General features: G+C 68.2%; 29 protein-coding genes. 14 read left to right on the forward strand and 15 right to left on the reverse strand.

Going from position 1 to position 25,027, the window contains the following annotated elements; all coding sequences use genetic code 11:
* Window positions 1–41 precede the first annotated feature (41 nt).
* Window positions 42–1,007 (reverse strand): alpha/beta hydrolase, encoded by a 966-nt coding sequence (locus AC1DYK_RS07275; protein WP_478165642.1) that lies wholly within the window; start codon window positions 1,005–1,007, stop codon window positions 42–44.
* 235 nt (window positions 1,008–1,242) lie between these two features.
* Window positions 1,243–3,093, reverse strand: a complete 1,851-nt coding sequence (gene mutL, locus AC1DYK_RS07280; protein ID WP_478165643.1) for a DNA mismatch repair endonuclease MutL — start codon at window positions 3,091–3,093, stop codon at window positions 1,243–1,245.
* 49 nt (window positions 3,094–3,142) lie between these two features.
* Here mutL and AC1DYK_RS07285 point away from each other — a divergent pair, with 49 nt between their 5' ends.
* Window positions 3,143–3,790: a DedA family protein gene (locus AC1DYK_RS07285; RefSeq protein ID WP_478165644.1), complete on the forward strand. Its 648-nt coding sequence runs from the start codon at window positions 3,143–3,145 to the stop codon at window positions 3,788–3,790.
* 59 nt (window positions 3,791–3,849) lie between these two features.
* On the opposite strand, the gene AC1DYK_RS07290 is transcribed toward AC1DYK_RS07285, so the two are convergent.
* The 3 genes from AC1DYK_RS07290 to tsaE all read right to left on the reverse strand — a co-directional run bounded on the left by AC1DYK_RS07290 (window position 3,850) and on the right by tsaE (window position 6,178).
* Complete coding sequence (locus tag AC1DYK_RS07290) at window positions 3,850–4,146, reverse strand: glycine zipper domain-containing protein (protein WP_478165645.1); 297 nt, start codon at window positions 4,144–4,146, stop codon at window positions 3,850–3,852.
* A gap of 110 nt (window positions 4,147–4,256) precedes the next feature.
* Window positions 4,257–5,684: an N-acetylmuramoyl-L-alanine amidase gene (locus AC1DYK_RS07295; RefSeq protein WP_478165646.1), complete on the reverse strand. Its 1,428-nt coding sequence runs from the start codon at window positions 5,682–5,684 to the stop codon at window positions 4,257–4,259.
* A complete protein-coding gene (gene tsaE, locus AC1DYK_RS07300) occupies window positions 5,681–6,178 on the reverse strand; it encodes a tRNA (adenosine(37)-N6)-threonylcarbamoyltransferase complex ATPase subunit type 1 TsaE (RefSeq protein WP_478165647.1) in 498 nt (165 codons plus the stop codon). The genes AC1DYK_RS07295 and tsaE overlap by 4 nt, the downstream gene beginning before the upstream one ends.
* Between tsaE and queG the strand changes: the two genes are divergently transcribed.
* A complete protein-coding gene (gene queG / locus AC1DYK_RS07305) occupies window positions 6,164–7,234 on the forward strand; it encodes a tRNA epoxyqueuosine(34) reductase QueG (protein ID WP_478165648.1) in 1,071 nt (356 codons plus the stop codon). The genes tsaE and queG overlap by 15 nt on opposite strands.
* Here the strand turns inward: queG and AC1DYK_RS07310 are convergent.
* Window positions 7,221–7,652 carry a hypothetical protein gene (locus tag AC1DYK_RS07310; protein WP_478165649.1) on the reverse strand — a complete coding sequence of 144 codons (432 nt, stop codon included), beginning with the start codon at window positions 7,650–7,652 and terminating at the stop codon, window positions 7,221–7,223. The two genes, queG and AC1DYK_RS07310, sit on opposite strands and share 14 nt — an antisense overlap.
* A gap of 43 nt (window positions 7,653–7,695) precedes the next feature.
* Window positions 7,696–8,613, reverse strand: a complete 918-nt coding sequence (locus AC1DYK_RS07315) for an AEC family transporter (RefSeq protein WP_478165717.1) — start codon at window positions 8,611–8,613, stop codon at window positions 7,696–7,698.
* Window positions 8,614–8,704: 91 nt separating this feature from the next.
* Here AC1DYK_RS07315 and AC1DYK_RS07320 point away from each other — a divergent pair, with 91 nt between their 5' ends.
* From AC1DYK_RS07320 to AC1DYK_RS07345, 6 genes are all read left to right on the forward strand, one after another.
* Window positions 8,705–9,679: a tripartite tricarboxylate transporter substrate binding protein BugE gene (locus AC1DYK_RS07320; protein ID WP_478165650.1), complete on the forward strand. Its 975-nt coding sequence runs from the start codon at window positions 8,705–8,707 to the stop codon at window positions 9,677–9,679.
* 155 nt (window positions 9,680–9,834) lie between these two features.
* Entirely contained in the window at window positions 9,835–10,749 is a 915-nt protein-coding gene (gene xerD, locus AC1DYK_RS07325) for a site-specific tyrosine recombinase XerD (protein WP_478165651.1), read from the forward strand.
* Between the two features lie 547 nt (window positions 10,750–11,296).
* On the forward strand, window positions 11,297–12,271 hold the full coding sequence (locus tag AC1DYK_RS07330) for a Bug family tripartite tricarboxylate transporter substrate binding protein (protein ID WP_478165652.1): 975 nt from the start codon (window positions 11,297–11,299) through the stop codon (window positions 12,269–12,271).
* A 50-nt stretch (window positions 12,272–12,321) separates the two neighbouring features.
* A complete protein-coding gene (locus AC1DYK_RS07335) occupies window positions 12,322–12,885 on the forward strand; it encodes a TetR/AcrR family transcriptional regulator (protein ID WP_478165653.1) in 564 nt (187 codons plus the stop codon).
* An 88-nt stretch (window positions 12,886–12,973) separates the two neighbouring features.
* A complete protein-coding gene (locus AC1DYK_RS07340) occupies window positions 12,974–14,107 on the forward strand; it encodes a thiolase family protein (RefSeq protein WP_478165654.1) in 1,134 nt (377 codons plus the stop codon).
* 32 nt (window positions 14,108–14,139) lie between these two features.
* A complete protein-coding gene (locus tag AC1DYK_RS07345; protein WP_478089007.1) occupies window positions 14,140–14,607 on the forward strand; it encodes a MaoC family dehydratase in 468 nt (155 codons plus the stop codon).
* A gap of 6 nt (window positions 14,608–14,613) precedes the next feature.
* Here the strand turns inward: AC1DYK_RS07345 and AC1DYK_RS07350 are convergent, their stop codons facing one another.
* A complete protein-coding gene (locus tag AC1DYK_RS07350) occupies window positions 14,614–15,417 on the reverse strand; it encodes a ferritin-like domain-containing protein (protein ID WP_478165655.1) in 804 nt (267 codons plus the stop codon).
* 40 nt (window positions 15,418–15,457) lie between these two features.
* On the opposite strand from AC1DYK_RS07350, the gene AC1DYK_RS07355 reads away from it, so the two are divergent.
* The 6 genes from AC1DYK_RS07355 (at window position 15,458) to AC1DYK_RS07380 (ending at window position 18,827) form a co-directional block, all read left to right on the forward strand.
* Window positions 15,458–15,982, forward strand: coding sequence for a gamma carbonic anhydrase family protein (locus tag AC1DYK_RS07355; protein WP_478165656.1), 525 nt, complete (start codon window positions 15,458–15,460; stop codon window positions 15,980–15,982).
* A gap of 23 nt (window positions 15,983–16,005) precedes the next feature.
* Window positions 16,006–17,004 (forward strand): Hsp33 family molecular chaperone HslO, encoded by a 999-nt coding sequence (hslO, locus tag AC1DYK_RS07360; RefSeq protein ID WP_478165657.1) that lies wholly within the window; start codon window positions 16,006–16,008, stop codon window positions 17,002–17,004.
* 164 nt (window positions 17,005–17,168) lie between these two features.
* Window positions 17,169–17,744, forward strand: coding sequence for an NnrU family protein (locus AC1DYK_RS07365; protein WP_478165658.1), 576 nt, complete (start codon window positions 17,169–17,171; stop codon window positions 17,742–17,744).
* Between the two features lie 56 nt (window positions 17,745–17,800).
* Window positions 17,801–18,001, forward strand: a complete 201-nt coding sequence (locus AC1DYK_RS07370) for a DUF6494 family protein (RefSeq protein WP_478093002.1) — start codon at window positions 17,801–17,803, stop codon at window positions 17,999–18,001.
* An 83-nt stretch (window positions 18,002–18,084) separates the two neighbouring features.
* Entirely contained in the window at window positions 18,085–18,294 is a 210-nt protein-coding gene (locus AC1DYK_RS07375) for a hypothetical protein (protein WP_478165659.1), read from the forward strand.
* Window positions 18,295–18,344: 50 nt separating this feature from the next.
* Complete coding sequence (locus tag AC1DYK_RS07380) at window positions 18,345–18,827, forward strand: adenosine-specific kinase (RefSeq protein ID WP_478165660.1); 483 nt, start codon at window positions 18,345–18,347, stop codon at window positions 18,825–18,827.
* A gap of 17 nt (window positions 18,828–18,844) precedes the next feature.
* Here AC1DYK_RS07380 and AC1DYK_RS07385 read toward each other — a convergent pair whose 3' ends face one another.
* The 7 genes from AC1DYK_RS07385 to AC1DYK_RS07415 all read right to left on the reverse strand — a co-directional run bounded on the left by AC1DYK_RS07385 (window position 18,845) and on the right by AC1DYK_RS07415 (window position 25,023).
* The gene (locus AC1DYK_RS07385; RefSeq protein WP_478165661.1) at window positions 18,845–19,813 is read right to left on the reverse strand and encodes a hypothetical protein; all 969 of its coding nucleotides are present in this window, start codon (window positions 19,811–19,813) and stop codon (window positions 18,845–18,847) included.
* Window positions 19,810–20,331: an ATPase gene (locus tag AC1DYK_RS07390; RefSeq protein ID WP_478165662.1), complete on the reverse strand. Its 522-nt coding sequence runs from the start codon at window positions 20,329–20,331 to the stop codon at window positions 19,810–19,812. Before AC1DYK_RS07390 ends, AC1DYK_RS07385 begins: the two co-directional genes overlap by 4 nt.
* A gap of 16 nt (window positions 20,332–20,347) precedes the next feature.
* Entirely contained in the window at window positions 20,348–20,623 is a 276-nt protein-coding gene (ftsB, locus tag AC1DYK_RS07395) for a cell division protein FtsB (protein WP_478092984.1), read from the reverse strand.
* A gap of 142 nt (window positions 20,624–20,765) precedes the next feature.
* Window positions 20,766–22,049, reverse strand: coding sequence for a phosphopyruvate hydratase (gene eno / locus AC1DYK_RS07400; RefSeq protein WP_478165663.1), 1,284 nt, complete (start codon window positions 22,047–22,049; stop codon window positions 20,766–20,768).
* A gap of 162 nt (window positions 22,050–22,211) precedes the next feature.
* Complete coding sequence (locus tag AC1DYK_RS07405; protein ID WP_478165664.1) at window positions 22,212–22,502, reverse strand: DUF1330 domain-containing protein; 291 nt, start codon at window positions 22,500–22,502, stop codon at window positions 22,212–22,214.
* Window positions 22,499–23,356: a 3-deoxy-8-phosphooctulonate synthase gene (gene kdsA / locus AC1DYK_RS07410; RefSeq protein ID WP_478088546.1), complete on the reverse strand. Its 858-nt coding sequence runs from the start codon at window positions 23,354–23,356 to the stop codon at window positions 22,499–22,501. Before kdsA ends, AC1DYK_RS07405 begins: the two co-directional genes overlap by 4 nt.
* Window positions 23,353–25,023, reverse strand: coding sequence for a CTP synthase (locus AC1DYK_RS07415; RefSeq protein ID WP_478165665.1), 1,671 nt, complete (start codon window positions 25,021–25,023; stop codon window positions 23,353–23,355). Before AC1DYK_RS07415 ends, kdsA begins: the two co-directional genes overlap by 4 nt.
* Window positions 25,024–25,027 lie beyond the last annotated feature (4 nt).

Here is a 25,027-nt window from a genome sequence, read left to right on the forward strand (position 1 = left end):
CAAGGTTAACAAAGGCGCCGCCGCGGGTCGCCGCAGAGCGCTCAGATCGCCGGGGCGGACAGGCGATGGGGCCGCAAGGCGGTCGTCTCGGCAGGCGCCGGCAGCAGCAACGGCGCGGGCTTGGGGGGGGCATCCGCGCCCGTGGCGGTTTCGAGCGGCGGCTCCTTCATGCGGAACAGCTGCGACAGGGCCGCCCGGTACTGCCCCTGGCCGATCGAATTCGCATTGTGGTGCGAGCCGCCCTCGACCAGCACGAACATCTTCGGCACGGTCGCGGCGTCGTAGAGCTTTCGGCCCAGGGTCGGGTTGATCAGGCTGTCGGCCGCGCCATGCACCACCAGCAGCGGCGCGCCGATGTCCTGGACCTTGCTGATCGCCTCGAAGCGCTGGGTGATGAAGGGACCGAAAGGCAGCCAGCCCCACTTGAAGCTGCTCGCCACGTCGGCGATCGAGGTGAAGGTGCTCTCGACGATGGTGCCGCTCTCGTCGTTCACGCGCGACGCCAGGTCGATGCCGATTGCGCCGCCGAGCGAGTGGCCGAAGATGTAGCGCGCCTGCTTCGGGTGCCGGGCCGCGAGCCAGGCCCAGGCCGCGCGGGCGTCTTCGCGCGCCGAGTCTTCGGAAGGCAATCCCTTGGAACTCTTGCCGAAGCCGCGGTAGTCGATCGCCAGCACCGAGAAGCCCAGTTCGTGCATGCGGCGCATGCGGGGTGCCGAGCCGGCCACGTTGTAGCGCGCGCCGTGCAGATAGAGCAGCACCGGCGTGTCCTGCGTTTCGGGGGCGCCGCCGAGCCACAGCCCGTGCAGGCGCGCGGACTCGCCGGTCAGGGAGGACTGGAAATCGATCCAGACGTCGTCCATGCCCTGGCTCATGGCCTCCGAATTGCCCCAGCTGCGGTCGCTGGGCTGGAAGATCCACTCGCGCTGCTGCTCGTCGAGGGTCGAACAGCCCCCGGCCAGCAGGGCGACCAGGGCGGTGGCGGATGCGAACAGGGACCAGGATTTCATGGAAGGCTGAAAGACAGGCACAGGGCCGGAAAGTTCAACGACAGATTCCATGCAACGTCCATGCCGGGTTGGGCGATGACCCTGAAAACCCTTGGTACCCGGGGCGTGCGGCCGCGGTCGGATCGCGTGATCTGTAAGAAAACCGCAAGGTTTCTTTCACAATTTCACACGGATCGCTTGCGCTGAGGGACCGTGGCAGTCGCCATGCCGCACGTCAAAGCGGGCAGGCCGAGGCTCAGCGCCCGCGCATGAAGAGCGCGTCGAGCTCCCGCACCGACAGCTGGCGCCAGGTCGGCCGGCCGTGATTGCACTGGTCCGAGCGCTCGGTGGCCTCCATCTGGCGCAGCAAGGCGTTCATCTCGTCGAGGGTCAGCTTGCGGTTGGCGCGCACGGCGCCGTGGCAGGCCATGGTGGACAGCAGTTCGTTCTGGGCCCGCTGCACCACGGTGCTGGCGTCATGGTGGGCCAGTTCGGCCAGCACGCTGCGCGCGAGCTCCACGGGGTCGCCGTCGGCCAGGGTTCCGGGCACCGCACGCACCGCCAGGGTGCGCAGCGAGAACGGCGTGATCTCGAGGCCGAGCGCGGGCAGCACGGCGGCGCAGGCTTCGGCGGTGGCCACTTCCTGCGGCGTGGCGGCGAAGGTGGCCGGGATCAGCAGCGGCTGGCTGCTGATGGCGGCACCGTCGAGCTGGGTCTTCAGGCGCTCGTAGACGATCCGCTCGTGCGCGGCATGCATGTCGACGATGACCAGGCCCTGGCTGTTCTCGGCCAGGATGTAGATGCCCTGCAACTGGGCCAGCGCGCGGCCCAGGGGCCAGGCTTGGGCTTCGGCCGCGGCGCTCGGACCTGTGCCGGGCGGCACGGCGGCGAAAGCCGGCGCAGCCTCCGAGGCGAAGGGCGGCGCCGGGCGCTCCAGCGAAGTCTCGCGCGGCGCGGCCGGCCACATGGCGGCCGCGTCGCCGAGCCCGCGCTCGCCCGCGAAGTGCATCGCCGGCTGGGTCCAGGCGGCCGAGGCGGGCGCCAGTCGGGGCTTGAAGAAGGGTTCCGCCGGGGCCGCGCTCGCCTCGCCGGCCCGCGGGGCGGCCAGCGCGTCCTCGATCGCGTGGCGCACCGCCTGGTGCACCTCGCGGCCGTCGCGGAAGCGCACCTCGATCTTGGTCGGGTGCACGTTGACGTCGACCCGGGCCGGATCGATCTCGAGGTACAGCGCATAGACCGGTTGGCGCTGGCCGTGCAGCACGTCCTCGTAGGCGCTGCGCACCGCGTGGGCCAGCACCTTGTCGCGCACGAAGCGGCCGTTGACATAGAAGAACTGCTGGTCGGCGCGCGAGCGCGCCGCATCGGGAATGCCGGCGCGGCCGGTGACGCGCACCGGGCCGGCGCTGCGATCGACCGCCACGCTGTGGGCCACGAAGTCGTCGCCGAGCGTGTCGGCCAGGCGCTGGTCGCGCGAGTCGGCGGCACGCCATTGCTCGACCAGGCGGCCCTCGTGCCAGATCGAAAAGCCGACCTCGGGACGCGCCAGCGCATGGCGCCGCACGGCCTCGATGCAGTGTGCGAGCTCGGTGGCGTCGGTCTTGAGGAATTTGCGCCGGGCCGGGGTGGCGAAGAACAGCTCGCGAACCTCGACCGTGGTGCCGGKGGCGCGCGCCMCCGGCCGCAGTTCGCCGGTGCGGCCGTCGAGCGCGAAGGCGCTGTCGGCACCCGCGAAGCGCGACAGCACGCTGAGCTCGGCGATCGCATTGATGGCGGCCAGCGCCTCGCCGCGAAAGCCCATCGTGCCCACGGTCTCGAGGTCGCCCAGGCTGGCGATCTTGCTGGTGGCGTGCCGGCGCAGGGCCAGCGGGAGTTCCTCGCGCGGCAGGCCCAGGCCGTCGTCCTCGACCGAGATCAGCCGCACACCGCCGGCCGAGAGCCGCACCGTGATCTGCCTGGCGCCGGCGTCGAGCGCGTTGTCGAGCAGTTCGCGCACCACCGAGGCGGGCCGCTCGACCACTTCGCCGGCTGCGATCTGGCTGATCAGTTCGTCGGGAAGTTCGCGGATCGGCCGGCGCGCGGCGGCGGTGGAAGAAGGAAGGGCGCTCACGGGGACATTCTAGAAGGGCGCCCTTGCGCGCACCGGGATAATGCGCGCCATGGAATTCATCAGCTTTCTCATCGACTTCATCCTGCATGTCGACAAACATCTCGAGGCCTTCGTCATCGCCTACGGGCCCTGGGTCTACGCGCTGCTGTTCCTGATCGTGTTCGTCGAGACCGGGCTGGTGGTGATGCCCTTCCTGCCCGGCGATTCGCTGCTGTTCATCGTCGGTGCGCTGTGCGGCGCGGGCCTGATGAGCTTTGGGCTGGCGGTGCCGATCCTGCTGGCGGCCGCGATCCTGGGCGACCAGTGCAATTTCAGCATCGGGCGCTATTTCGGGCCGAAGGTGTTCCAGTGGGAGAACTCGCGCTTCTTCAACCGCAGGGCCTTCGACCAGGCGCATGCCTTCTATGAGCGCTTCGGCGGCGTCACGATCATCGCGGCGCGTTTCCTGCCCTTCATTCGCACCTTCGCTCCCTTCGTGGCGGGCGTGGCCGACATGACGCGCGGCAAATTCACGCTGTTCAATGTGGTGGGTGCGCTGCTGTGGGTGCTGAGCCTGTGTACGGTCGGCTACTTCTTCGGCAACCTGCCGATCGTCAAGGACAACCTCGAGAAGGTCATCTGGGCGCTGATCCTGGTGCCCGGGCTGATCGCGCTGTTCGGTGCCTGGCGCGCCCGCGGCGCGTCGGCGGCGCGCTGAGGCGCGGCCAAAAAAAAAAGCGCACCGGGGTGCGCTTTTCAATTCCTGCCTGGCCTCGCTCAATAGTTCGGGCCGTTGTTCGGGTAGTAGCCGTTCGGGGCGTAGTAGTTGTTTGGGGGGTAGTAGCGCCGCTGGTTTCGTTCGTCGACGCTGCGGCCCACCTGGTTGCCGATCAGCCCGCCGACCGCGGCGCCACCCACCGTGGAGGCCGTGTTGCCGCCGATCGCATGGCCGATCACCGCGCCGCCGACGGCACCGCCTGCGGTGCCGAGCTGCTGATTCGGGCCGCCCGCGCAGCCGGCCAGGGCGGTGATGCCCGCGGCGGCGGCCGCCGCGATCCAGAGTCTTGTCTTCATATCGTCCACCTTTCAGTGATTGGTGGATTCATTGTTCGAAAAAGCGCGGCGCCGCATGTAGGAGCGAGCCTCGGCGCATTGACCGAATGCGCTGCAATTCCTGTACGGAACTACAGCTGCCGGCTGCGCGCCAGCGGCGGGTTCTGCGCGAAGTAGCTCTGGATGCCTCGCATCAGCGCATCCGCCAGGTCTTCCTGATAGGCCGTGCTGCGCAGCTTGGCCTCTTCCTCGGGATTGCTGATGAAGGCGGTCTCGACCAGCACGCTCGGGATGTCGGGTGCCTTGAGCACCGCGAAGCCGGCCTGCTCGACCTTCGGCTTGTGCAGCCGCGCGCCGATGCCGCGGATCTCGCCGAGCATCGCGCCGCCGAGCTTCAGGCTGTCGTTGATCTGCGCCGTGGTGCTCATGTCGAGCAGCGCGCGCTGCACCTGCACTTCGTGGTTGCCCACGTTGACGCCGCCGACCTTGTCGGCCTGGTTCTCCTTGTTGGCAAGCCAGCGCGCGGCGCTGCTCGAGGCGCCGCCCTGGCTCAGCGCGAAGACGCTGGCGCCGCGGGCCTCTGGGGTGGTGAAGGCATCGGCATGGATGCTGACGAACAGGTCGGCCTGCACCCGCCGCGCCTTCTGCACGCGCACGCCCAGCGGCACGAAGAAGTCGGCGTCGCGCGTCAGGTAGGCGCGCATCGGATTGCCATTGACGCTGCTCGCATTGATGCGGGTGCGCAGACGGTGCGCGATCTGCAGCACGATGTCCTTCTCGCGGGTGCCGTTGGAGCCGATCGCACCCGGGTCTTCGCCGCCGTGGCCCGGATCGAGCGCGACGATGATGATGCGGTCGGTCTGGTTCGCGGTGGCGCCGCGGTTGGCCGTCGCGGAGGGCGGCGGCGCAGCGCTGGCCACCGGTGGCATCGGCATCGGCAGCGGCCCGACCGGGGCCGACGGGCGGTTGGCCTGCGTGACCGACACGGACGGCGCCGGCCGCGCCGATTGCTGCGCCATCAGGTCGCCGAGGGGGTCGACGGCGGGCTCGGGCGCCGCCGCGGTGTCGCGGCCCGGCGCCTTGGGCGCGTCGCGCATCCGCTCGGCGATCAGCGCCTCGAGCGGATCGATGGCCTGCTGCGGATAGAGGTCCAGCACCAGCCGGTCGCGGTAGGCCGCCACCGGCGCCAGCGAGAACACCTGCGGCGCCACGGCCTGCTTGAGGTCGAACACGATGCGCACCACGCCCGGCGCGAACTGGCCGACGCGCAGGCCGTTGATGAAAGGGTCGTCGGGCTTGATCTTTCCGACCAGCTCGCGCAGCGCCGGGTTGAGCTCGATCCCGTTGATGTCGACCGCCAGCCGCGGCGGGCTGCCCACCACCAGCTGCTGCGAGCTGAGCCGGCCATCGGACTCGATGGTGACACGCGTGTAGTCGGCCGCAGGCCAGACCCGCACCGCCATGATGGTGGCGCCACGGGCGATCTCGTGCAGGCCCAGCAGCAGCGCGATGCTGCCGCCTTGCAGCAGCACGCGGCGCTTCAGTCCTCTGGCCTTCATGCCGCGTCGGCGAGCAGGCGCGTGCCTCGCTCGGTGTGGGCGCGCAGCGTCACGGTGCGGGTGTCGTCGGTCATTGCTTCGATTTTAATAGCGAGGTCCGCAAGCGGAATGCGCCCTGCCGCGTTTTCAGGCCATTCGGCCAGCTTGACGCCCGGACCCGCGAAGATGTCTCGGAAGCCGGCGTCCTCCCATTCGCGCGGGTCGCTGAAGCGGTAGAAGTCGAAATGGAAGATCGCCAGCCCGTCGGGCGCCTCGTGCGGCTCCACGACCGCGTAGGTTGGGCTCTTGATGCGTCCGGCGATGCCGAGCGCGCGCAGCAGGTGGCGCACGAAGGTGGTCTTGCCGGCGCCCAGGTCGCCCTGCAGCGAGATGAAGGCATCGCGCAGCGCGGGCGAGCGCGCCAGCGCCTTCGCCAGGACGCCAGTGTCGTCTTCGGTTCGCCAGACCTGGGTGGCGCTGTGCGTTTCTACAATCGGAAGGTGATCGGCAGCCATCAACTCGTCAACAGGATTCAGGCCTTGGCCCGGGAGCTCGGATTCTCCCAAATCGGCGTCGCGGGCGTCGACTTGTCGAGCGCAGAGGCCGGATTGATGCAATGGCTGGCCGAAGGCTTCCACGGCGAGATGCACTACATGGCCGCGCATGGCACCCGTCGCGCGAGGCCGGCCGAGCTGGTGCCGGGCACGGTGTCGGTGATCACCGCGCGCATGGACTACCTGCCGCGCGCCACGCCGGACGAATGGCAGGCCGTGGAGTTCGCGCGGCTCGAGCGGCCCGGCGAAGGCATCGTCTCGCTCTATGCCCGCGGCCGCGACTACCACAAGGTGCTGCGCTCGCGGCTGGCCAGGCTGGCCGAGCGCATCGCCGCCGAAGTCGGTCCTTTCGGCCACCGCGCCTTCACCGATTCGGCGCCGGTGCTCGAGGCCGAACTGGCCTCGCGCAGCGGGCAGGGCTGGCGCGGCAAGCACACGCTGGTGCTCGATCGCGAGGCCGGCTCGATGTTCTTTCTCGGCGAGATCTACGTCGACATGGCGCTGCCGCCCAGCGAGCCGGTCACGCCGCACTGCGGCAGTTGCCGCGCCTGCATCGACATCTGCCCGACGCGCGCGATCATCGCGCCGCATCGGCTGGACGCGCGGCGCTGCATCTCCTACCTGACGATCGAGCATGCCGGAGCGATCCCGCTCGAGCTGCGCCCCCTGATCGGCAACCGCATCTACGGCTGCGACGACTGCCAGCTGGTCTGCCCATGGAACAAGTTCGCCAAGAAGAGCGCGCTGCCCGACTTCGATGCCCGCGACGGGCTCACGGGCCGCCAGCTCGGCGAGCTGTTCGCCTGGAGCGAGGACGACTTCCTGCGCTTCACCGAAGGCAGCCCGATCCGCCGCATCGGGCATGAGCGCTGGCTGCGCAATGTGGCGGTGGCGCTGGGCAATGCGCTGCGTGCCGGGGAGCCGGGTGCGCGCGAGGCGCTGGCCACTCGCCGCGCCGACCCGAGCGCGCTGGTGCGCGAGCATGTCGAGTGGGCGCTGGCGTTCAGTGCCGGATGATGGCCGAGATGTGGGCCGTGCCGGTGTCGAGCGAGCGCATCGAACTGAGGCGGATCGAGGCGTACTTCAGAGCTGGGTTGTTGATCAGCTTGCCGACGAAGTGGCCGTTGAAGCGCGTATCCCGGCAGCCGGTCGCCACCAGGTCGATCGAGGCGTTGGCCGGCGTGATGTAGTCCACGCTCGAACCGGCCAGCGTGCAGGCCGCCTCGGGCACCGCGCCGTACACCGTGCCATCGAGCTCGATCTGCAAGCTGCCCGCGAACACCGCCGGCGGGCCCTCGGCGCCCGTGTCCGGCTGGGCGACGTAGAACAGGAAGGGGCCGCTCCAGGTCCCTTGGTAGTGGGTGTATTCCTGCGCCTGCGCTGCCGCCGTCCAGGTCGAAGCGACGGCGACGGCAGCCAGAAGCGGGTAGCGCATCGCCGCATGGTAGCGGGTCGAGGCCCGGGCCTGTTCACAGGCCCTAGCGGATGAGCGCCAGCGCAAAAGGCAGGCTGGCCACGCCGAACAGCGTCGACAGCGTCACCAGCCCCGCGACGTAGGGGCCGTTGTAGCCCATGCGCGTCGCCAGCACATAGGCGCTCGACGCGGTCGGCACGGCCGCGAAGGTCAGCAGCACCGCGGCCTGGGCCGGATGCAGCTGCAGCACCACGGCGAGCCCCCAGCCGATGAGCGGCAGCAGCAGGTGGCGGATCGTGAGCACTGACACCGCCAGTACCTTGCCGCGCGCAATGGTGGCGAACTGCATGCCGGCGCCGGCCGCCATCAGCCCCAGCGCCAGTGAGGCCGCGCCGATGCGCGTGAGCGTCGGCTCGATCCAGCCCGGCACGCCCAGGCCGAGCAGGTTGGCGGCGAGGCCGCTGAGCGTCGCGATGATCAGCGGGTTGCGAAGCAGCTGGCGCGCCAGCCCGGTCTGCGCATGCCGCGCCATCGGCCAGACCGCCGCGATGTTGAACATCGGCACGCAGACCCCGATCAGCACTGCGATCATCAGGAGTCCCTCGGGGCCTGCGATCCGGTCGGCCAGTGCCAGGCAGATGAAGGAATTGAAGCGAAACGCGATCTGCGCGCTGGCTGCGTGGTCGCGGCGGTCGATGTGCTCCCCGATGCCCGGCAGGAAGGGCAGGGCATAGGCCAACGCGATGCCGCTGAGGCCGACGCCGACCCCGGCAGTCAGCAGGTTTGAGGTGGCTCCGAAGTCGAGCGGACTGCGCACGATCGAGTGGAACAGCAGCACCGGAAAAAGAAAGTAGTACACCAGGCTCTCGACCTGATCCCAGACGCGGCGGTCGAGGGGCGTGTAGCGGCACAGCAGCCAGCCGCAGGCGATGAGGGAGAAATCGGGGAAGAGGAGCTGGGCATAGTTCACCGCTTCGAGGATATCCGCCTCGGCCGTGGGTTATCCACGTGGTGCCGGCCGGGGCCACCCGTTAGCATCCGCACTTTCGTTTCTTGGCCCTAGGAGGCTATCAATGCAACGTCGTCAATGGAGTGCAGTCGTCGGTGCGGCCGCGCTGTTCGCGGTCGCTGGTTCGAGCTGGGCGCAGGGCTACCCGAACAAGCCGATCGAACTCCAGGTGCCTTTCGCACCCGGTGGCACCACGGACATCGTGGCGCGCGTCATTTCGGAGCCGCTGGGCAAGGCGCTCGGACAGAACGTGATCGTGATCAACAAGGCCGGCGGCGGCGGCATCGTGGGGGCCGCCGAAACCGCGCGCGCCGCGCCCGACGGCTACAAGCTCGGCGTCGCGACGGTGTCGAGCACGGCCGCCAATCCGGCCATCAACCCGAAGGTGCCGTACGACCCGATCAACGACTTCACGCCGATCGTGAACATCGCGGCGACGCCGAACATCATCGCGGTGCACCCGAGCTTTCCGGCCAAGAACTATGCCGAGTTCGTGGCCGAACTCAAGAAGAACCCAGGCAAGTATTCGTATGCCTCGTCGGGCACGGGCGGTATCGGCCATCTGTTGATGGAGCTGTACAAGAACCTGACCAACACCTTCGTGACCCACATTCCGTACCGCGGCGCCGGACCGGCGCTCAACGACGTGGTGGCCGGGCAGGTGGCGATCATTTTCGACAACATCCCGTCGGCGCTGCCCTTCATCCAGACCGGCAAGCTGGTGCCGATCGTGGTGTCCGCGCCGCAGCGCCTGGCCGCGCTGCCGAATGTGCCGACCTTCAAGGAAGTCGGCCTGGAGCCGGTCAACCGCATGGCTTACTACGGCATCCTGGGGCCCAAGGGCCTGCCGAAGGAAGTGGTCGACAAGGTCAACGCCGGCGTCAAGAAGTCGGTCGAAGACCCGGCGGTGCGCAAGCGCATCGAGGACACCGGCTCGCTGATCGTGGCCAACACGCCCGAGCAGTTCGCGGCCCAGATCAAGGCCGAGTACGAGGTCTACAAGCAGGTGGTCGCGAAGCAAAAGCTCTCGCTCGACTGAGTGGCTCGCCCCCAGGTTGCCCGGCACTTCGTGTCCGGGCGCCCACCCCCTGCCGGGGGCAACACCAGCGGACTGGCAAAGCCAGATCCGCGGTGTTTCACCAACGGGCCTGGCTGCGCCGGCCTTTTTGCGGCCTTTTTGTTATCTTGCGGCGGATGACAACTGCCGCCGATACGCTTTCCGATACCCCCGAGATCGACGACTTCGTCGATGCGCTGTGGCTCGAGGACGGCCTGTCGAAGAACACACTCGCGGCCTACCGCCGCGATCTCGCGCTGTTCGCCCAGTGGCTGCGCGTGCAGCGCGGCAAGCCGCTCGACGCCGCGCTGGAAAGCGACCTGCAGGCCTACATGGGCGCGCGCCTGTCCGACAAGGGCAAGGCGACCTCGGCCAATCGCCGGCTCACCGTGTTCAAGCGCTATTACCGCTGGGCCCTGCGCGAGCACCGAATCGCCGCCGACCCGAGCCTGCGGCTGGCGCCGGCCCGGCAGATGCCGCGCGCGATCAAGACCTTGTCGGAGAAGCAGGTCGACGACCTGCTGGCCGCGCCTGACGTCGACACGCCGCTGGGGCTGCGCGATCGCGCCATGCTCGAGCTGATGTATGCCAGCGGGCTGCGGGTCAGCGAGCTGGTCGCGCTCAAGGTGTTCGAGCTGAGCCTCAACGACGGCGTCATCCGCGTGCTGGGCAAGGGCAGCAAGGAGCGGCTGGTTCCCTTCGGCGGCGAGGCACGGCGCTGGATCGAGCGTTATTTGCACGATGCGCGGCCCTTGATCCTCGATGGCCAGCAGACGCCGGACCTGTTCGTCACCGCGCGCGGGGCGGGCATGACGCGCGTGATGTTCTGGATCATCGTCAAGAAGAACGCGCTGGCCGCCGGCATCCACGTGCCGCTGTCGCCCCACACGCTGCGCCATGCCTTCGCCACCCACCTGCTCAACCATGGCGCCGACCTGCGTGCGGTGCAGCTGCTGCTGGGCCATGCCGACATCTCGACCACCACGATCTACACGCACGTGGCGCGCGAGCGGCTCAAGCAGATGCACGCGAAGCATCATCCCCGGGGGTAGGGTGGCTCGCCCCCAGGTTGGGCTCACTGCGTGTAGCCCGCCCACCCCCTGCCGGGGGCGCAGCCAGCGGCCCGGCGAAGCCGGTTCCGCGACTGCCCACGAACAGGCGCGCTGCGCGGAGCATCAGCTCGCCCCCAGGTTGGGCTCACTGCGTGTAGCCCGCCCACCCCCTACCGGGGGCGCAGCCAGCGGCCCGGCGAAGCCGGTTCCGCGTCTGCCCACCAACAGGCGCGCTACGCGCAGCCGTAGAAAAACCCCAGCGCCGATTGCTTTGGCCGGCGAAGCCAGGCCCGTTGGTGAAACACCGCGGAACCGGCTTCGCCGGGCCGCTGGTGTTGCCCCCGGTAGGGGGTGGGCGCCCCGACACGAAGTGCGGGGCAACCTGGGGGCGAGCAACAGTCCTACCGCGGAACCGGCTTTGCCGGGCCGCTGGTGTTGCCCCCGGTAGGGGGTGGGCGCCCGGACACGAAGTGCCGGGCAACCTGGGGGCGAGCCCTCCCAGCCGGCAGAATGCCGGCATTGACCATTCATCGCAGGAGTCGCATCGATGCCCTTGACCGTCCGTCCCCGTGCCCTGGCCGCCGCGCTCGGCCTGGTTTTCTTCAGTGCTGCGGCATCGGCGCAGGCGGTGCCCAAGACCATCCGGCTGGTGGTCGCCTATCCCTCGGGCGGCGTCAGCGACGTGGTCGCGCGGGCGCTGGCCGACAAGCTGGCCGCGCAGCTCGGCAGCACGCTGGTGGTCGAGAACAAGGCCGGCGCCAGCGGCACGATCGGCATGGATGCGGTCGCCAAGGCGGCGCCCGACGGCGCCACCCTGGGCTTCTCGGCCATCAGTCCGCTGGTGCTGAACCCGCACCTGGGCCGCTCGCCCTTCGATCCAATCAAGGACATCGCGCCGGTGGCGAGCGTCATGTACTCGCCGGTGCTGCTGATGGCGACACCGGCGACCGGCATGCGCGACCTGCGCAGCCTGCTCGAAGACGCCCGGGCGCGCCCCGGCGCGGTGCGCTGGGCCACATCCGGCCAGGCCTCGCTCGGCCACATCGTGCTGGAGCAACTGCGCGCGGCGGCCAAGGTCGACATCACGCACATTCCGTACAAGGGCGGCGGCCAGCAGCTCAGCGATGCGATCGGCGGCCAGTTCGAGATCCTGTCGACCAACGCGGGGCCGGCCGTCTCGGCGCAGATCCAGGCCGGCAAGCTGCGGCCGCTCGCGGTCGGCGCGCCGGCGCGGCTGGAGAACCTGCCGAAGGTCGCCACCCTGGCCGAACTGGGTTACCCCGCGGCCAACCTGTCCTCGCAGTTCGGTGTCTTTGCGCCCGCGGGCACGCCGGCCATCCTGATCGAGAAGTACAACGTGGAGATCAACAAGGCGCTGGCCAGCCCCGATCTGCGCGCCAAGCTGCTGGCGACCGACAACGTCCCCACCGGCGGCCGCGCAGAAGCCTTCGCCAACGAGATCGCGACGGAATACGAGAACAACGCCCGGATCGTGAAAGCCGCGGGCATACGGGCTGACTGAACAGGCCCGCGTGGCTTGACCATCCGGATTGCCTACCTTATAGTAGGTAGATGATTGCTGCAAACACCTTGGCTGGCGCCACCACGCGCGAGCAGATCCTGGGCGTGGCGCGGGAGCTGATCCAGACCCGCTCCTACCTCGGCTTCAGTTTCCAGGACGTGGCGGACCGGGTCGGCATCCGCAAGGCGAGCCTGTACCACCACTTCGCGACCAAGGAGACGCTCGGCGTCGAGGTGCTGCGCGCGGCGGCCCAGGCGTTCAAGGACTGGACCGCCAAGCCGCGCAGCACGCCGCAAGCCTCGCTCGATGCCTACTTCCGGATGTACCGCAACGGCCTGCACGCGGGCGAGGGCGTCTGCCCTGCGGGTGCATTGGCGCCGGGCTGGGACTGCATCGACGAGGAACTCAGGCGGGCCGTGCGCGATTTGCGCAACGCGCAGATCCTCTGGCTGACCGGCGTGCTGGGGGCCTTGTCGCCGGGCGGCAAGGTCGGCGCTTCGGCCAGCTATGTGTTCGCGGCCTGCCAGGGCGCCCTGCTGTCGGCGCGCATGACCGGGCAGGTCGAGGATTTCGACGAGGCCATCGACCAATTGAAGCATTCGCTTGCGCGCTGAGCGATAAGCGTTTCCCCGGCACGCTTCGGCGTGCCTTGTTTTGGCAAGAAAAACTACCGATTGGTTGGTAGTTAACTGGAGTAAAACCATGAAAGCCGTCATCGCGGGCTATGTTCGTTCCCCGTTCCATTTCGCGAAGAAGGGCGCACTGGCCGGTATCCGGCCCGACACGCTGGCCGCGCAGGTGGTCGGCGGCCTGCTGCGGCGCATCGATCTCGATCCTGCGCTGATCGAGGACGTGATCCTCGGCTGCGCCTACCCCGAGGCGGCCCAGGGCAACAACCTGGCGCGCATCGTCGGCCTGCTGGCCGGGCTGCCGCACGAGGTCGGCGGCATGACGGTCAACCGCTTCTGCGGCTCGTCGATGCAGGCGATCCACATCGCGGCCGCGCAGATCGAAGCCGGCATGGGCGAGGCCTTCCTCTGCGTCGGCGTGGAGTCGATGACGATGGTGCCGCAGGGCGGCTTCAACTTTTCGCCCAACCCCGAATTGCTGGCCGACACCGACGCCTACATCTCGATGGGCGAGACCGCCGAGAACGTCGCCGAACGCTGGAATGTCAGTCGGACCGACCAGGAGGCGCTGGCGGTGCAGTCGCACCGCAAGGCCGCCGAAGCGCGCGAGCAGGGTCGGCTGGCCGACGAGATCGTCGCCATCGCGCTGACCGGCGGCGACAGCGTCGGGGCCGATGGCTGCATCCGCCCGGCGACCTCGGCCGAAGCGCTGGCCGCGCTGCGTCCGGCGTTCCGGCCCGACGGCGTCGTGACCGCGGGCACCTCCTCGCCGCTGACGGACGGTGCCGCCGTGGTGCTGGTCACGAGCGACACCTTTGCCGCACGGCACGGCCTGCAGGCACTGGCACGGATCAAGTCCTTCGCCTCGGTGGGTGTCGATCCGGCCGTGATGGGCATCGGGCCGATCCCGGCCACGCGCAAGGCGCTGGCGCGTGCCGGCCTCACGGTGGCCGACCTCGACGTGGTCGAGATCAACGAGGCCTTCTCGTCGCAGGCGCTGGCCTGCATCCGCGAACTGGGGCTCGATCCGGACAAGGTCAACCTCGACGGCGGCGGCCTCGCGATCGGCCACCCGCTGGGCGCCACCGGCGCGCGCATCACCGGCAAGGCGGCGTCGCTGCTGGTGCGTGAGAACGGCCGCTACGCGCTGGCCACGCAATGCATCGGTGGCGGGCAGGGCATTGCAACGATCCTCGAGCGCGTCTGACAATGACCCACCCAACGACAGTGGAAGTCCCCATGCCCGAATCCAGCGCCTCGACACCCAGGCTGTACCTCGAAGACCTTGCGCCCGGCGATCGCTTCACGAGCGGCGAGCATGCGCTCGATGCCGCGCAGATCATCGACTTCGCGACCCGCTTCGATCCTCAGCCCTTCCATCTCGACCCGGAGGCGGCGCAGCGCACCTTCTTCCAGGGCCTCGCGGCCAGCGGCTGGCACACGGCGGCGATCACGATGAAGCTGCTGGTCGAGAGCGGCATCCCGCTGGCCGACGGCATCATCGGCTCGGGTGGCGAACTCAGCTGGCCCAAGCCGACCCGGCCGGGCGACGTGCTGCACGTCGAGAGCGAGGTGGTCGAGGTGGTTCCCTCGCGTTCGCGACCCGAACGCGGCATGGTGCAGATGCGCTGCGAGACACTGAACCAGCACGGCGACGTGCTGCAGCGCTTCTCGCCGAAGCTGGTGGTGTCGAAGCGGCCTTCGTAGCCGCGCTCAGCCCTGCTGCAGGCCCAGCAGTTCCTCGTCGGTGAAGCCGGCCCGTGCGCGGGCCTCCAGGTTGAACGGCGCCCGCAGCCGCGGCGCCTCGTGCCGCCGGTACAGCACGCGGTAGTGGGCGATCGGCTCGAACCCGTCGCGCTCGCACAGCCAGCGGTACCAGTGGTTGCCGATCGCCACATGGCCGACCTCGTCGCGCAGGATGATGTCGAGGATGGCGCAGGCCGCCAGCGCATCGGGGGTGCCGACCCGGCGCAGCTTGGCCTGGATCAGCGGCGTCGCGTCCAGGCCGCGTGCTTCCAGCGTGCGCGGCACCAGCGCCATGCGGGCGAGCACGTCGCCCCGGGTCTTCTCGCACATGGACCAGAGGCCGTCATGGCCGCTGAAGTCGCCGTAGGCATGGCCCATGGTGCGCAGATGCGTGTGCAGCAGCGTGAAATGCTGCGCCTCCTCGTCGGCCACGCGCAGCCAGTCGCGGTAGTAGGCCTCGGGCATGCCGTCGTAGCGCCAGGCGGCATCGAGCGCCAGGTTGATCGCGTTGAATTCGATGTGGCAGATCGAATGGATCAGCGCGGCGCGGCCTTCGGGCGTGAAGGGCGAGCGCTTCTCGACCGCGGTCGCCGACACGCGCAGCGGGCGTTCGGGGCGGCCCGGGACGCCGGCATCGTCGCCGGCGATGCGCAGCGGCAGGCTGTCGATCGACCCCGGCCCGAGGCCGGCGACCAGGGCCCGGGTCGCGGCCACCTTGAGGTCGGGGTCGGTGAGGCGCAGCGCGGCCAGGGCGCCAAGGCGGGGATGCATCCCTACAATTCTAGTTTTTGTTCTTCTGGAGACACACGCGATGGCCCTCTATGAACTCGACGGCGTGGCGCCGCAACTCGCCGAAGGTGCCTGGGTCGCCGACAGTGCGCAGGTCATGGGCAACGTCGTCCTGGGCGAGAACGCGAGCATCTGGTTCGGCGCCGTGCTGCGCGGCGACACCGAGACCCTCACCATCGGGCGCAACAGCAATGTGCAGGACCTGTCGGTGCTGCATGCCGACATCGGCTGTCCGCTCACGATCGGCGACAACGTCACGGTCGGCCACCAGGTGATGCTGCATGGCTGCACCGTCGGCGACAACTCGCTGATCGGCATCCAGGCGGTGGTCTTGAATAACGCCAGGATCGGCCGCAACTCGATCGTTGGCGCCGGCAGTGTCGTCACCGAGGGCAAGGAATTTCCGGACAACTCGCTGATCATCGGCTCGCCCGCCAAGGTGGTGCGCACGCTCGACGATGCGGCCGCCGCCAGGCTGCGGCAAAGCGCCGAGCACTATGTTGAAAACGGCCGTCGCTTCGCGAAGGGCCTCAAGAAGATCGCCTGAAAGGGCGGGAGAGCGAGTTCCCATTGAGCGAGTTGCACAAGTTCCTGTTCGACGGCATGCCGGTGCGCGGCATGATCGTGCGCCTGACCGATGCCTGGCAGGAGATCCTGGCGCGGCGCGCGTCCAACAGCGCCACGGGCGCTTATCCGGCCCCGGTGGCCGAACTGCTGGGCGAGATGACGGCCGCCGCCACGCTGATGCAGGCCAACATCAAGTTCAATGGCGCGCTGATCCTGCAGATCTTCGGTGATGGGCCGGTCAAGGTCGCGGTCGCCGAAGCCAAGCCCGACCTGAGCGTGCGCGCCACCGCCAAGGTGGTGGGCGAGCTGCCGGTCGGCGCGCGCCTGCCCGAGATGGTGAACGTGAGCAACAAGGGCCGCTGCGCGATCACGCTCGACCCCAAGGACAAGCTGCCGGGCCAGCAGCCCTATCAGGGCGTGGTGCCGCTGTTCGGCGACCGCGGCGAGAAGCTCGGGCGCCTGAGCGAGGTGCTGCAGCACTACATGCTGCAAAGCGAGCAGCTCGACACCACGCTGGTGCTGGCGGCTGACGACAAGGTGGCTGCGGGGCTGCTGATCCAGCGCCTGCCGGTCAAGGGCGAGGCCAACCTCGAGGGCACCTCCGGCAGCGACCACGACCAGGCCAACGAAGACCAGATCGGCCGCAACGAGGACTACAACCGCATCTCGATCCTGGCCTCGAGCCTGACCAGGGACGAATTGCTGACGCTCGACGTCGACACCATCCTGCGGCGCCTGTTCTGGGAAGAGAAGCTGCTGCGCTTCGAGCCGCAGGCCGGCTTGCTGGGGCCGCATTTCGCCTGCACCTGCGGCCGCAGCCGGGTCGCGAACATGATCCGCGGGCTCGGCATGGAGGAGGCCGAGAGCATCCTCGCCGAGCGCGGTGACATCGAGGTCGGCTGCGACTTCTGCGGCAAACAGTACCGCTTCGATGCGGTCGATGCGGCCCAGATCTTCACCGCACCGGGCGACCAGATGCCTGGGAGCGCGGTGGTTCAGTAGGGGGCGCCACCCAGAGGTGCGTACGCCAGTCGGCGGATGGCTGGCGACCCGCGCTTCGGTGAGACAGAATGCGGGCGAAGGGCAGCCACGCTCGGTTCTGCCCGGTTCCATCGCCCGTCGTTCGACGACCACTGCGGCCAGCAGCGCCGCCCGGAGAAGCTCTCATGTCTCTTCTTGTCGTTGGCCTCATCCTGTTTCTCGGCATTCATTCGGTGTCGATCGTCGCCCCGGCCTGGCGCGATGCGCAAGTCGAACGACGTGGCGAGCGGCTCTGGAAAGGCATCTATGCCCTGCTCTCGCTCGTCGGGCTGATCGTGCTCATCCATGGCTACGGCGTCGCCCGCCAGTCCCCTGTGGTCCTCTACACGCCGCCACCCGCGCTGCGGCATGTCGCGCTGCTGCTGATGCTGCCGGTGTTTCCACTGCTGTTTGCGGCCTACCTCCCCGGGCGCATGCAGCGAGCGGCCAGGCACCCCATGCTGCTCGCCGTGAAATTCTGGGCGGCGGCGCATCTCCTGGCCAATGGCACGCTGGCCGACGTGCTGCTGTTCGGCGCCTTCCTCGTCTGGGCCGTGGCCGACCGGATTTCCGTCAAGCGCCGTGCCGTGCCGCACCGCGTGCCGGGAGCCCCGCCCAGTGCCCTGAATGACATCGCAGCGCTCACCGGGGGCCTGGTGGTGTACGTCGGGTTCCTGTTCTGGGCCCACGCGTGGCTGACGGGCGTATCGCCGCTGGGCTAGCCTTGCCGAAGCGCCAAGTCGATGACAACATGAGCGACGTAGATCAGGAGGCCCCGATGGACGACGAGACACTCAACCTCAGCATTCGGAAGTTTCTCAAGATGGTCGGCGTCAACTCGCAACGCGACATCGAGCAGGCGGTGGCGAAGGCCGTCGCCGCCGGCGCCGTCGCCGAGACCCTTGCCGCCACCATGACCCTGGAGATCCCGCAACTGGGTCTCAAGGTCAAGTTCGACGGCGACATCAAGCTGCAGTGACACCCCACTCCAACGGGCTTTCCGGGTACGCGCTGGCGCCCAGCGCCCTGCGACGTGCGTGAGGCCTTCCACCGGAGGACGCCATGGACGAAAGATCCCGAATCGACGATGCACGCTTTGCGCAAGCCGTGCAGCTCGTCGCCGCGGCCGTATCCGCCAATTCGCTGAGCAGCGATCGGAGCTTCGATGCGCCCACTCACCAGGACGTCATTCGCGTGGCGCTGGTTCGTGCGTATCTCACGCTGGGGGATGCGCGCGACGAGATCGAAGAGCAGGCGCGCAGTCCGGATTGACCCGCGCTTGCCAGACCCCCGGCAGGGGTCGCAACGTCAAGGAGACTGCCATGGAACTGACTACCGTCCCGATCGACAAGCCGGCCGATCTCAACGTCATCCTCGGCCAGTCGCACTTCATCAAGACGATCGAAGACTTGCACGAGGCGATCGTGCAGACCGTGCCTCAGATGAAGTTCGGCATTGCATTCTGCGAGGCCAGCGGGCCCGCCCTGGTGCGTCGGACCGGGAACGATGCGGAACTCGTCGCGCTGGCCCAGAAGAACGCCCTGGCGCTGAGTTGCGGCCATTGCTTCATCGTCTTCATGACCGATGGATTCCCGGTCAACATACTGAACGCCATCAAGGCGGTGCCCGAGGTGTGCGCCATCTACTGCGCGACCGGCAATCCGGTGGAGGTCATCGTGGCGGACACGGGAAGCGGGCGTGGGATTCTCGGCGTTGTCGATGGCGTCAAGAGCAAGGGCATCGAAACCGAGTCCGACGTCGAAGCACGCAAGAAGATGCTGCGCCAGTTCGGCTACAAGCTCTGAGCAACGAGGGCTGGCGCCTATGGCCCGGAACCCGTCGTCTCGAAGCCGCTGAACCGGATGTCCGGCGCGCTCGTGTTGTGGCGCGATGGCACCGTCCGGCCGAAGCGGACCTGCGCCGCCTCGAGCGTGGAGACCGAGGGCAGGTCCTGCGTCTGCATGGCCGAGGAGGGCGTGGCCTGCCAGCTCAGCGCGCTGACGTCGGCGTTGTCGGCCGTCACGTACATCGAGCGCAGCACCGCGAAAGGCTGGTCGCGGCGGGTCGGCGGCGCGAGGGCCACCTCGAGCGCGGTGCGCGTCCGGCTGATCTCCGCGACCTTCACGTCCGCCCGCCCGCCGCCGACGAAGCGCAGGCGGAAGGCGAGCGGCTGGGTCCTGACCTCGATCGAGGCGATGTTCACCACCGGCCGCCCGTCCGTCTCGACCGGCCCCATCAGGAAGGACGAGCCGTAGACGCCGTCGCCGAAGCGGGCCTTGGGCAGCGGCTTGAGGCGCCAGTAGCCGTCGGCCGGGTACATCACGATCGCCTCCAACGGCTTGGCGCCGGGCTTCTTGGCGAAGACCTGCAGCAGGTGGATGTCGTCCTCCGACCGCTGGCCGACGCGCACCGGCACCCGGTGAGGGCGCCAGAAGGTGGGCAGCGTGATGCCGACGATCATCCATTGCCTGCCGTCATGGAGCACCACGCGACGCGGCTTGAAGGCGTAGCTCGGATCGGTGGGATGGGCGCCGCCGTCGAAGTTGCAGTTGGAGAAATCGGGCGCGGTGGTGTCGGCTCCGATGCCGGCCAGGTAGGGCGGTTGCAGCGCTTCGACGCGAAAGCGCGCGATGCCGCGGCCGCTCAATGCCAGCGACACGTTGTCTTCCTCGGCGCAGGCGGTCGGTCGGGTCTTGTTCTCGACCGTGACGGTGGCGGGCGCGGCGGTCGCGCCGGCGCCGAGCCAGAGGACGCAGGTGCAGAAGGCGTTGCGCAGGCAGGCGTGGGTCATGCAGCGGTGCCGGCTTCGCGGCGCCGGCCGAGGAGATCGGTGAAGAGCCGATGTTCGCACGCCGGGTCGGAGCACTTGTCGCAGCTCCAGGGCGCGACGCTTCGGCCGCTGCCGGCATCCCCGGCGCCGATCGCGTTGCAGGCATTGGCCAGGCGCTCGCTGCCGCGGCCGTGGATGACGGCGAAGGGGAGTTGTGCGCCGGCGAGCGCCGCGCGCAGCAGGGCGTCGGTGCGCTCCCGCCGTAGCCAAGACTCGGGTCCGAACTCGGCCGGCAACGAAAGGTCGAGACCCATGAGCAGGGTGCACGCGTATCGGCGCTGTGCCGCGAGCGCCCCTGCGTAGAGCGAGCGGTCCCCGGTGAGAAGTTCGTGCGAAACGGCCTCGCCGAGGGCCGTGCCGTCGGCCACCGTCACGCCGTGGTCCTGCAGCCGTGCCGCGAGCGCGCGCGCCAGTTCCGTCTTGCCGGTGCGTTCGGCGCCGAGCAAGGCGATCGTGCAGCCGGCGGGAAGGGCGGGCATCATGCCGAGGCGCCCGTCAGCGCGTGATCTGGACGAACACTTCGTTGGGCTTGACCATGCCGAGCTCCTGGCGGGCCCGTTCCTCGACCATTTCGAGTCCTTCCTTGAGATCGTTGACCTCGGAGGACAGCCGCTCATTGTTGATCGCCGCCTTGGCGTTGGATTCCTTCTGATCGGCCAGCTTGTCCTGGAGCTGCGCCACGTCGCGCACGCTGCCGCGCCCGGTCCAGAGCTGCCACTGAAGAATCAGCAGCAGCAGGACCAGGATGATCGGGACGATGCGTGAGCGCATAAACAACTAAGACGGAATTCTCAGGTCGGCGACGCCCGGTCTTCGCCAGGAACACCGCGGGACCGGCTTCGCCGGGCCGCGGGTGTTGCCCCCGGAGAGGGGGTGGGCGGCCACACGAAGTGGGCCAACCTGGGGGTGAACGTCATCTCAGGTTGTAGAAGGCGCCGCGGCCGGGGTAGGAAGCGACATCACCGAGGTCTTCCTCGATGCGCAGCAGCTGGTTGTACTTGGCGATGCGGTCCGAGCGCGACAGCGAGCCGGTCTTGATCTGGCCGGCGTTGGTGCCGACCGCGATGTCGGCGATGGTCGAGTCCTCGGTCTCGCCCGAGCGATGGCTGATCACGGCGGTGTAGCCCGCGCGCTTGGCCATCTCGATCGCGGCGAAGGTTTCGGTCAGGGTGCCGATCTGGTTGATCTTGATCAGGATCGAGTTGGCGATGCCGCGGTCGATGCCTTCCTGCAGGATCTTGGTGTTGGTGACGAACAAGTCGTCGCCCACCAGCTGCACGCGCTTGCCCAGGCGTTCGGTGAGGTGCTTCCAGCCGTCCCAGTCGCCTTCGTGCATGCCGTCCTCGATGCTGATGATCGGGTACTTGTCGACCCAGCTCGCCAGCATGTCGGTCCAGCTCTCGGCCGTGAGGCTCAGGTTCTCGCCGGCCAGCACGTACTTGCCGTCCTTGTAGAACTCGCTGGCGGCGCAGTCGAGGCCCAGGGCGATCTGCTCGCCCGCGACGTAGCCGGCCTTGTCGATGGCTTCGAGGATCAGCTGGATCGCCGCTTCATGGCTTTCGACGCTGGGTGCGAAGCCGCCTTCGTCGCCGACCGCCGTGCTGATGCCGCGGTCGCCCAGGATCTTCTTGAGCGCATGGAACACCTCGGCGCCATAGCGCACCGATTCGCGGAAGCTCTTGGCGCCCACGGGGATGATCATGAACTCCTGCAGGTCGAGGCTGTTGTTGGCGTGGGCGCCGCCGTTGATGACGTTCATCATCGGCACCGGCAGCTGCATGCCGCCCATGCCGCCGAAGTAGCGGTACAGCGGCAGGCCGGATTCTTCGGCCGCGGCGCGGGCCACGGCCATCGACACGGCCAGGGTCGCGTTGGCGCCCAGCCGGGCCTTGTTCTCGGTGCCGTCGAGGTCGAGCAGCGTGCGGTCCAGGAAGGCCTGCTCGCTGGCGTCCAGGCCCAGCACGGACTCGGAGATTTCGGTGTTGATGTTCTCGACCGCCTTGAGCACGCCCTTGCCCAGGTAGCGGCCCTTGTCGCCGTCGCGCAGCTCGATGGCTTCGCGCGAGCCGGTCGATGCGCCCGAAGGCACGGCCGCGCGGCCCATGGTGCCCGATTCGAGCAGCACGTCGCATTCGACGGTGGGGTTGCCGCGGCTGTCGAGAATCTCGCGCCCGACGATGTCTACGATTGCACTCATTTTCTCTTGCTCCGAAAAAAACCTGGTAATCAATCAGCTATCAAAACATGCCACAGCCTCATTCCAGGGATACCGCAGAACCGGCTTTGCCGGGCTGCTGGTATCGCCCCCTGAAAGGGGGTGGGCGGCTACACGAAGCGAGCCAACCTGGGGTTCAGCTTGTTACACACCTTCGACGACGATCATGCGCATGACCGCAGCGCCCTGACGCGACGCGCGCGCCTTGCCGTATTCGGGCGAGTCGTTGAATTTCTTCGCCGCCTCGACGCTCGGAAACTTGAGGATCACGATGCGCTGGGGATTCCAGTCGCCCTCGAGCACCTCGACCTTGCCACCGCGCACGCAGACCTCGGCGCCGTGCACCTTCATGGCTTCGGAGGACCACTTCTTGTAATCCTCGTATTGCGTCGGGTTCGTCACCTCGACATTCGCGATGATGTAGGCGCTGGTCATTGCTGAAAAATGTCCTCGAGAAATGCGTTCTTCTTGGTGACGCGGTCGAGCGCCAGCAGCGTCTCGAGCAGCGCCTTCATGTGCTTGAGCGGCACGGCGTTGGGCCCGTCGCTCAGCGCCTTGGCGGGGTCGGGATGGGTTTCCATGAACAGCCCCGCCACGCCGACCGCGACCGCCGCGCGCGACAGCACCGGCACCATCTCGCGCTGGCCGCCCGAGCTGGTGCCCTGGCCGCCGGGCAGCTGCACCGAATGCGTGGCGTCGAACACCACCGGGGCGCCGGTCTCGCGCATGATCGCGAGCGAACGCATGTCCGAGACCAGGTTGTTGTAGCCGAAGCTGGCGCCGCGCTCGCAGGCCATGAAGCTGTCCTCGGGCAGGCCCTTTTCCTTGGCCGCCGCGCGCGCCTTGTCGATCACGTTCTTCATGTCGTGCGGCGCGAGGAACTGGCCCTTCTTGATGTTGACCGGCTTGCCCGACTGCGCCACGGCGCGGATGAAGTCGGTCTGGCGGCACAGGAAGGCCGGTGTCTGCAGCACGTCGACCACCTGGGCCGCGGCGGTGATGTCTTCTTCCGTGTGGACGTCGGTCAGCACCGGCAGGCCGAGTTCGCGCTTGACCTTGGCCAGGATCTCCAGGCCCTTGTCGCGGCCCGGGCCGCGGAAGCTGGTGCCCGACGAGCGGTTGGCCTTGTCGAAGCTGCTCTTGAAGATGAATGGGATGCCGAGCGAGGCGGTGATCTCCTTGAGCGTGCCGGCGGTGTCCATCTGCAACTGCTCGGACTCGACGACGCAGGGTCCTGCGATCAAGAAGAAGGGCTGGTCCAACCCGATGTCGAATCCGCAGAGTTTCATGCCACCACCTTGAGAGCCTTCTTGTCCGCGCCCTGATGTTCGAGCGCCGCCTTGACGAACGCATTGAACAACGGATGACCGCCCCACGGCGTGGACTTGAATTCCGGGTGGAATTGCACGCCCATGAACCACGGGTGCACGTTCTGCGGCAATTCGACGATCTCGGTCAGGTGCTCGCGCTGCGTCAGTGCCGAAATGACGAGGCCGGCGCGGCGAAGTTCGTCGAGGTAGTTGACGTTGGCTTCGTAGCGATGGCGGTGCCGCTCGGTCACGACGTCGCCGTAGATGCTGTGGGCCAGCGTGCCGGGCGCCACGTCGGAGCTTTGGGCGCCCAGGCGCATGGTGCCGCCGAGATCGGACTTCTCGTCGCGGGTCTTGACCGTGCCGTCGTTGTCCTTCCACTCGGTGATCAGCGCGATCACGGGGCAGGGGGTCTCGGGGTCGAACTCGGTGCTGTTGGCGTTCTTGAGGCCGGCCACGTTGCGGGCGTACTCGATGGTCGCGACCTGCATGCCCAGGCAGATGCCCAGGTAGGGCACCTTGGTCTCGCGGGCGAAGCGCGCCGCCGCGATCTTGCCCTCGACGCCGCGCTGGCCGAAGCCGCCGGGCACCAGGACGCCATCGTACTTGCCGAGCCGCGCCACGTCCTGCGGCGTGATGGTCTCGGAGTCGATGTAGTCGATCTTCACGCGCGCGTGGTTCTTCATGCCGGCGTGGCGCAGCGCCTCGTTGAGCGACTTGTAGCTGTCGGACAGGTCGACGTACTTGCCGACCATCGCGATCGACACGTCCTTCTGCGGATGCTCGACCTCGTAGACCAGGTCGTCCCAGCGCTGGAGCTTGGCCGGCGGCGTATTGATGCGCAGCTTGTCGCAGATCAGGCCGTCCAGGCCCTGCTCGTGCAGCATGCGCGGCACCTTGTAGATGGTGTCGACGTCCCACATCGAGATCACGCCCCATTCGGGCACGTTCGAGAACAGCGAGATCTTGGCGCGCTCGTCGTCGGGAATCGGCCGGTCGGCGCGGCACAGCAGGGCGTCGGCCTGGATGCCGATGGCGCGCAGTTCCTTGGCGGTGTGCTGGGTCGGCTTGGTCTTGAGTTCGCCGGCCGCGGCGATCCACGGCACGTAGCTCAGGTGCACGAAGGCCGAATTGTTGGGGCCCATGCGCAGGCTCATCTGGCGCACGGCCTCGAGGAAGGGCAGCGACTCGATGTCGCCGACGGTGCCGCCGATCTCGACGATCGCGACATCGACCTCGTGCGCGGTGTCGATGCCGGCGCCGCGCTTGACGTATTCCTGGATCTCGTTCGTGATGTGCGGAATCACCTGCACCGTCTTGCCCAGGTAGTCGCCGCGGCGCTCTTTCTCGAGCACGGACTTGTAGATCTGGCCGGTGGTGAAATTGTTGGCACGGCGCATGCGCGTCGTGATGAAGCGCTCGTAGTGGCCCAGGTCGAGGTCGGTCTCGGCACCGTCGTCGGTGACGAACACTTCGCCGTGCTGGAACGGCGACATCGTGCCGGGGTCGACGTTGATGTACGGATCCAGCTTGATGAGGGTGACATTGAGGCCGCGCGATTCAAGGAGGGCGGCGAGCGAGGCGGAGGCGATTCCCTTGCCCAGGGAGGACACCACACCGCCGGTGACGAAGACAAATTTGGTCATGCCA

This window comes from Variovorax sp. P2_H12 (genome assembly GCF_056403395.1).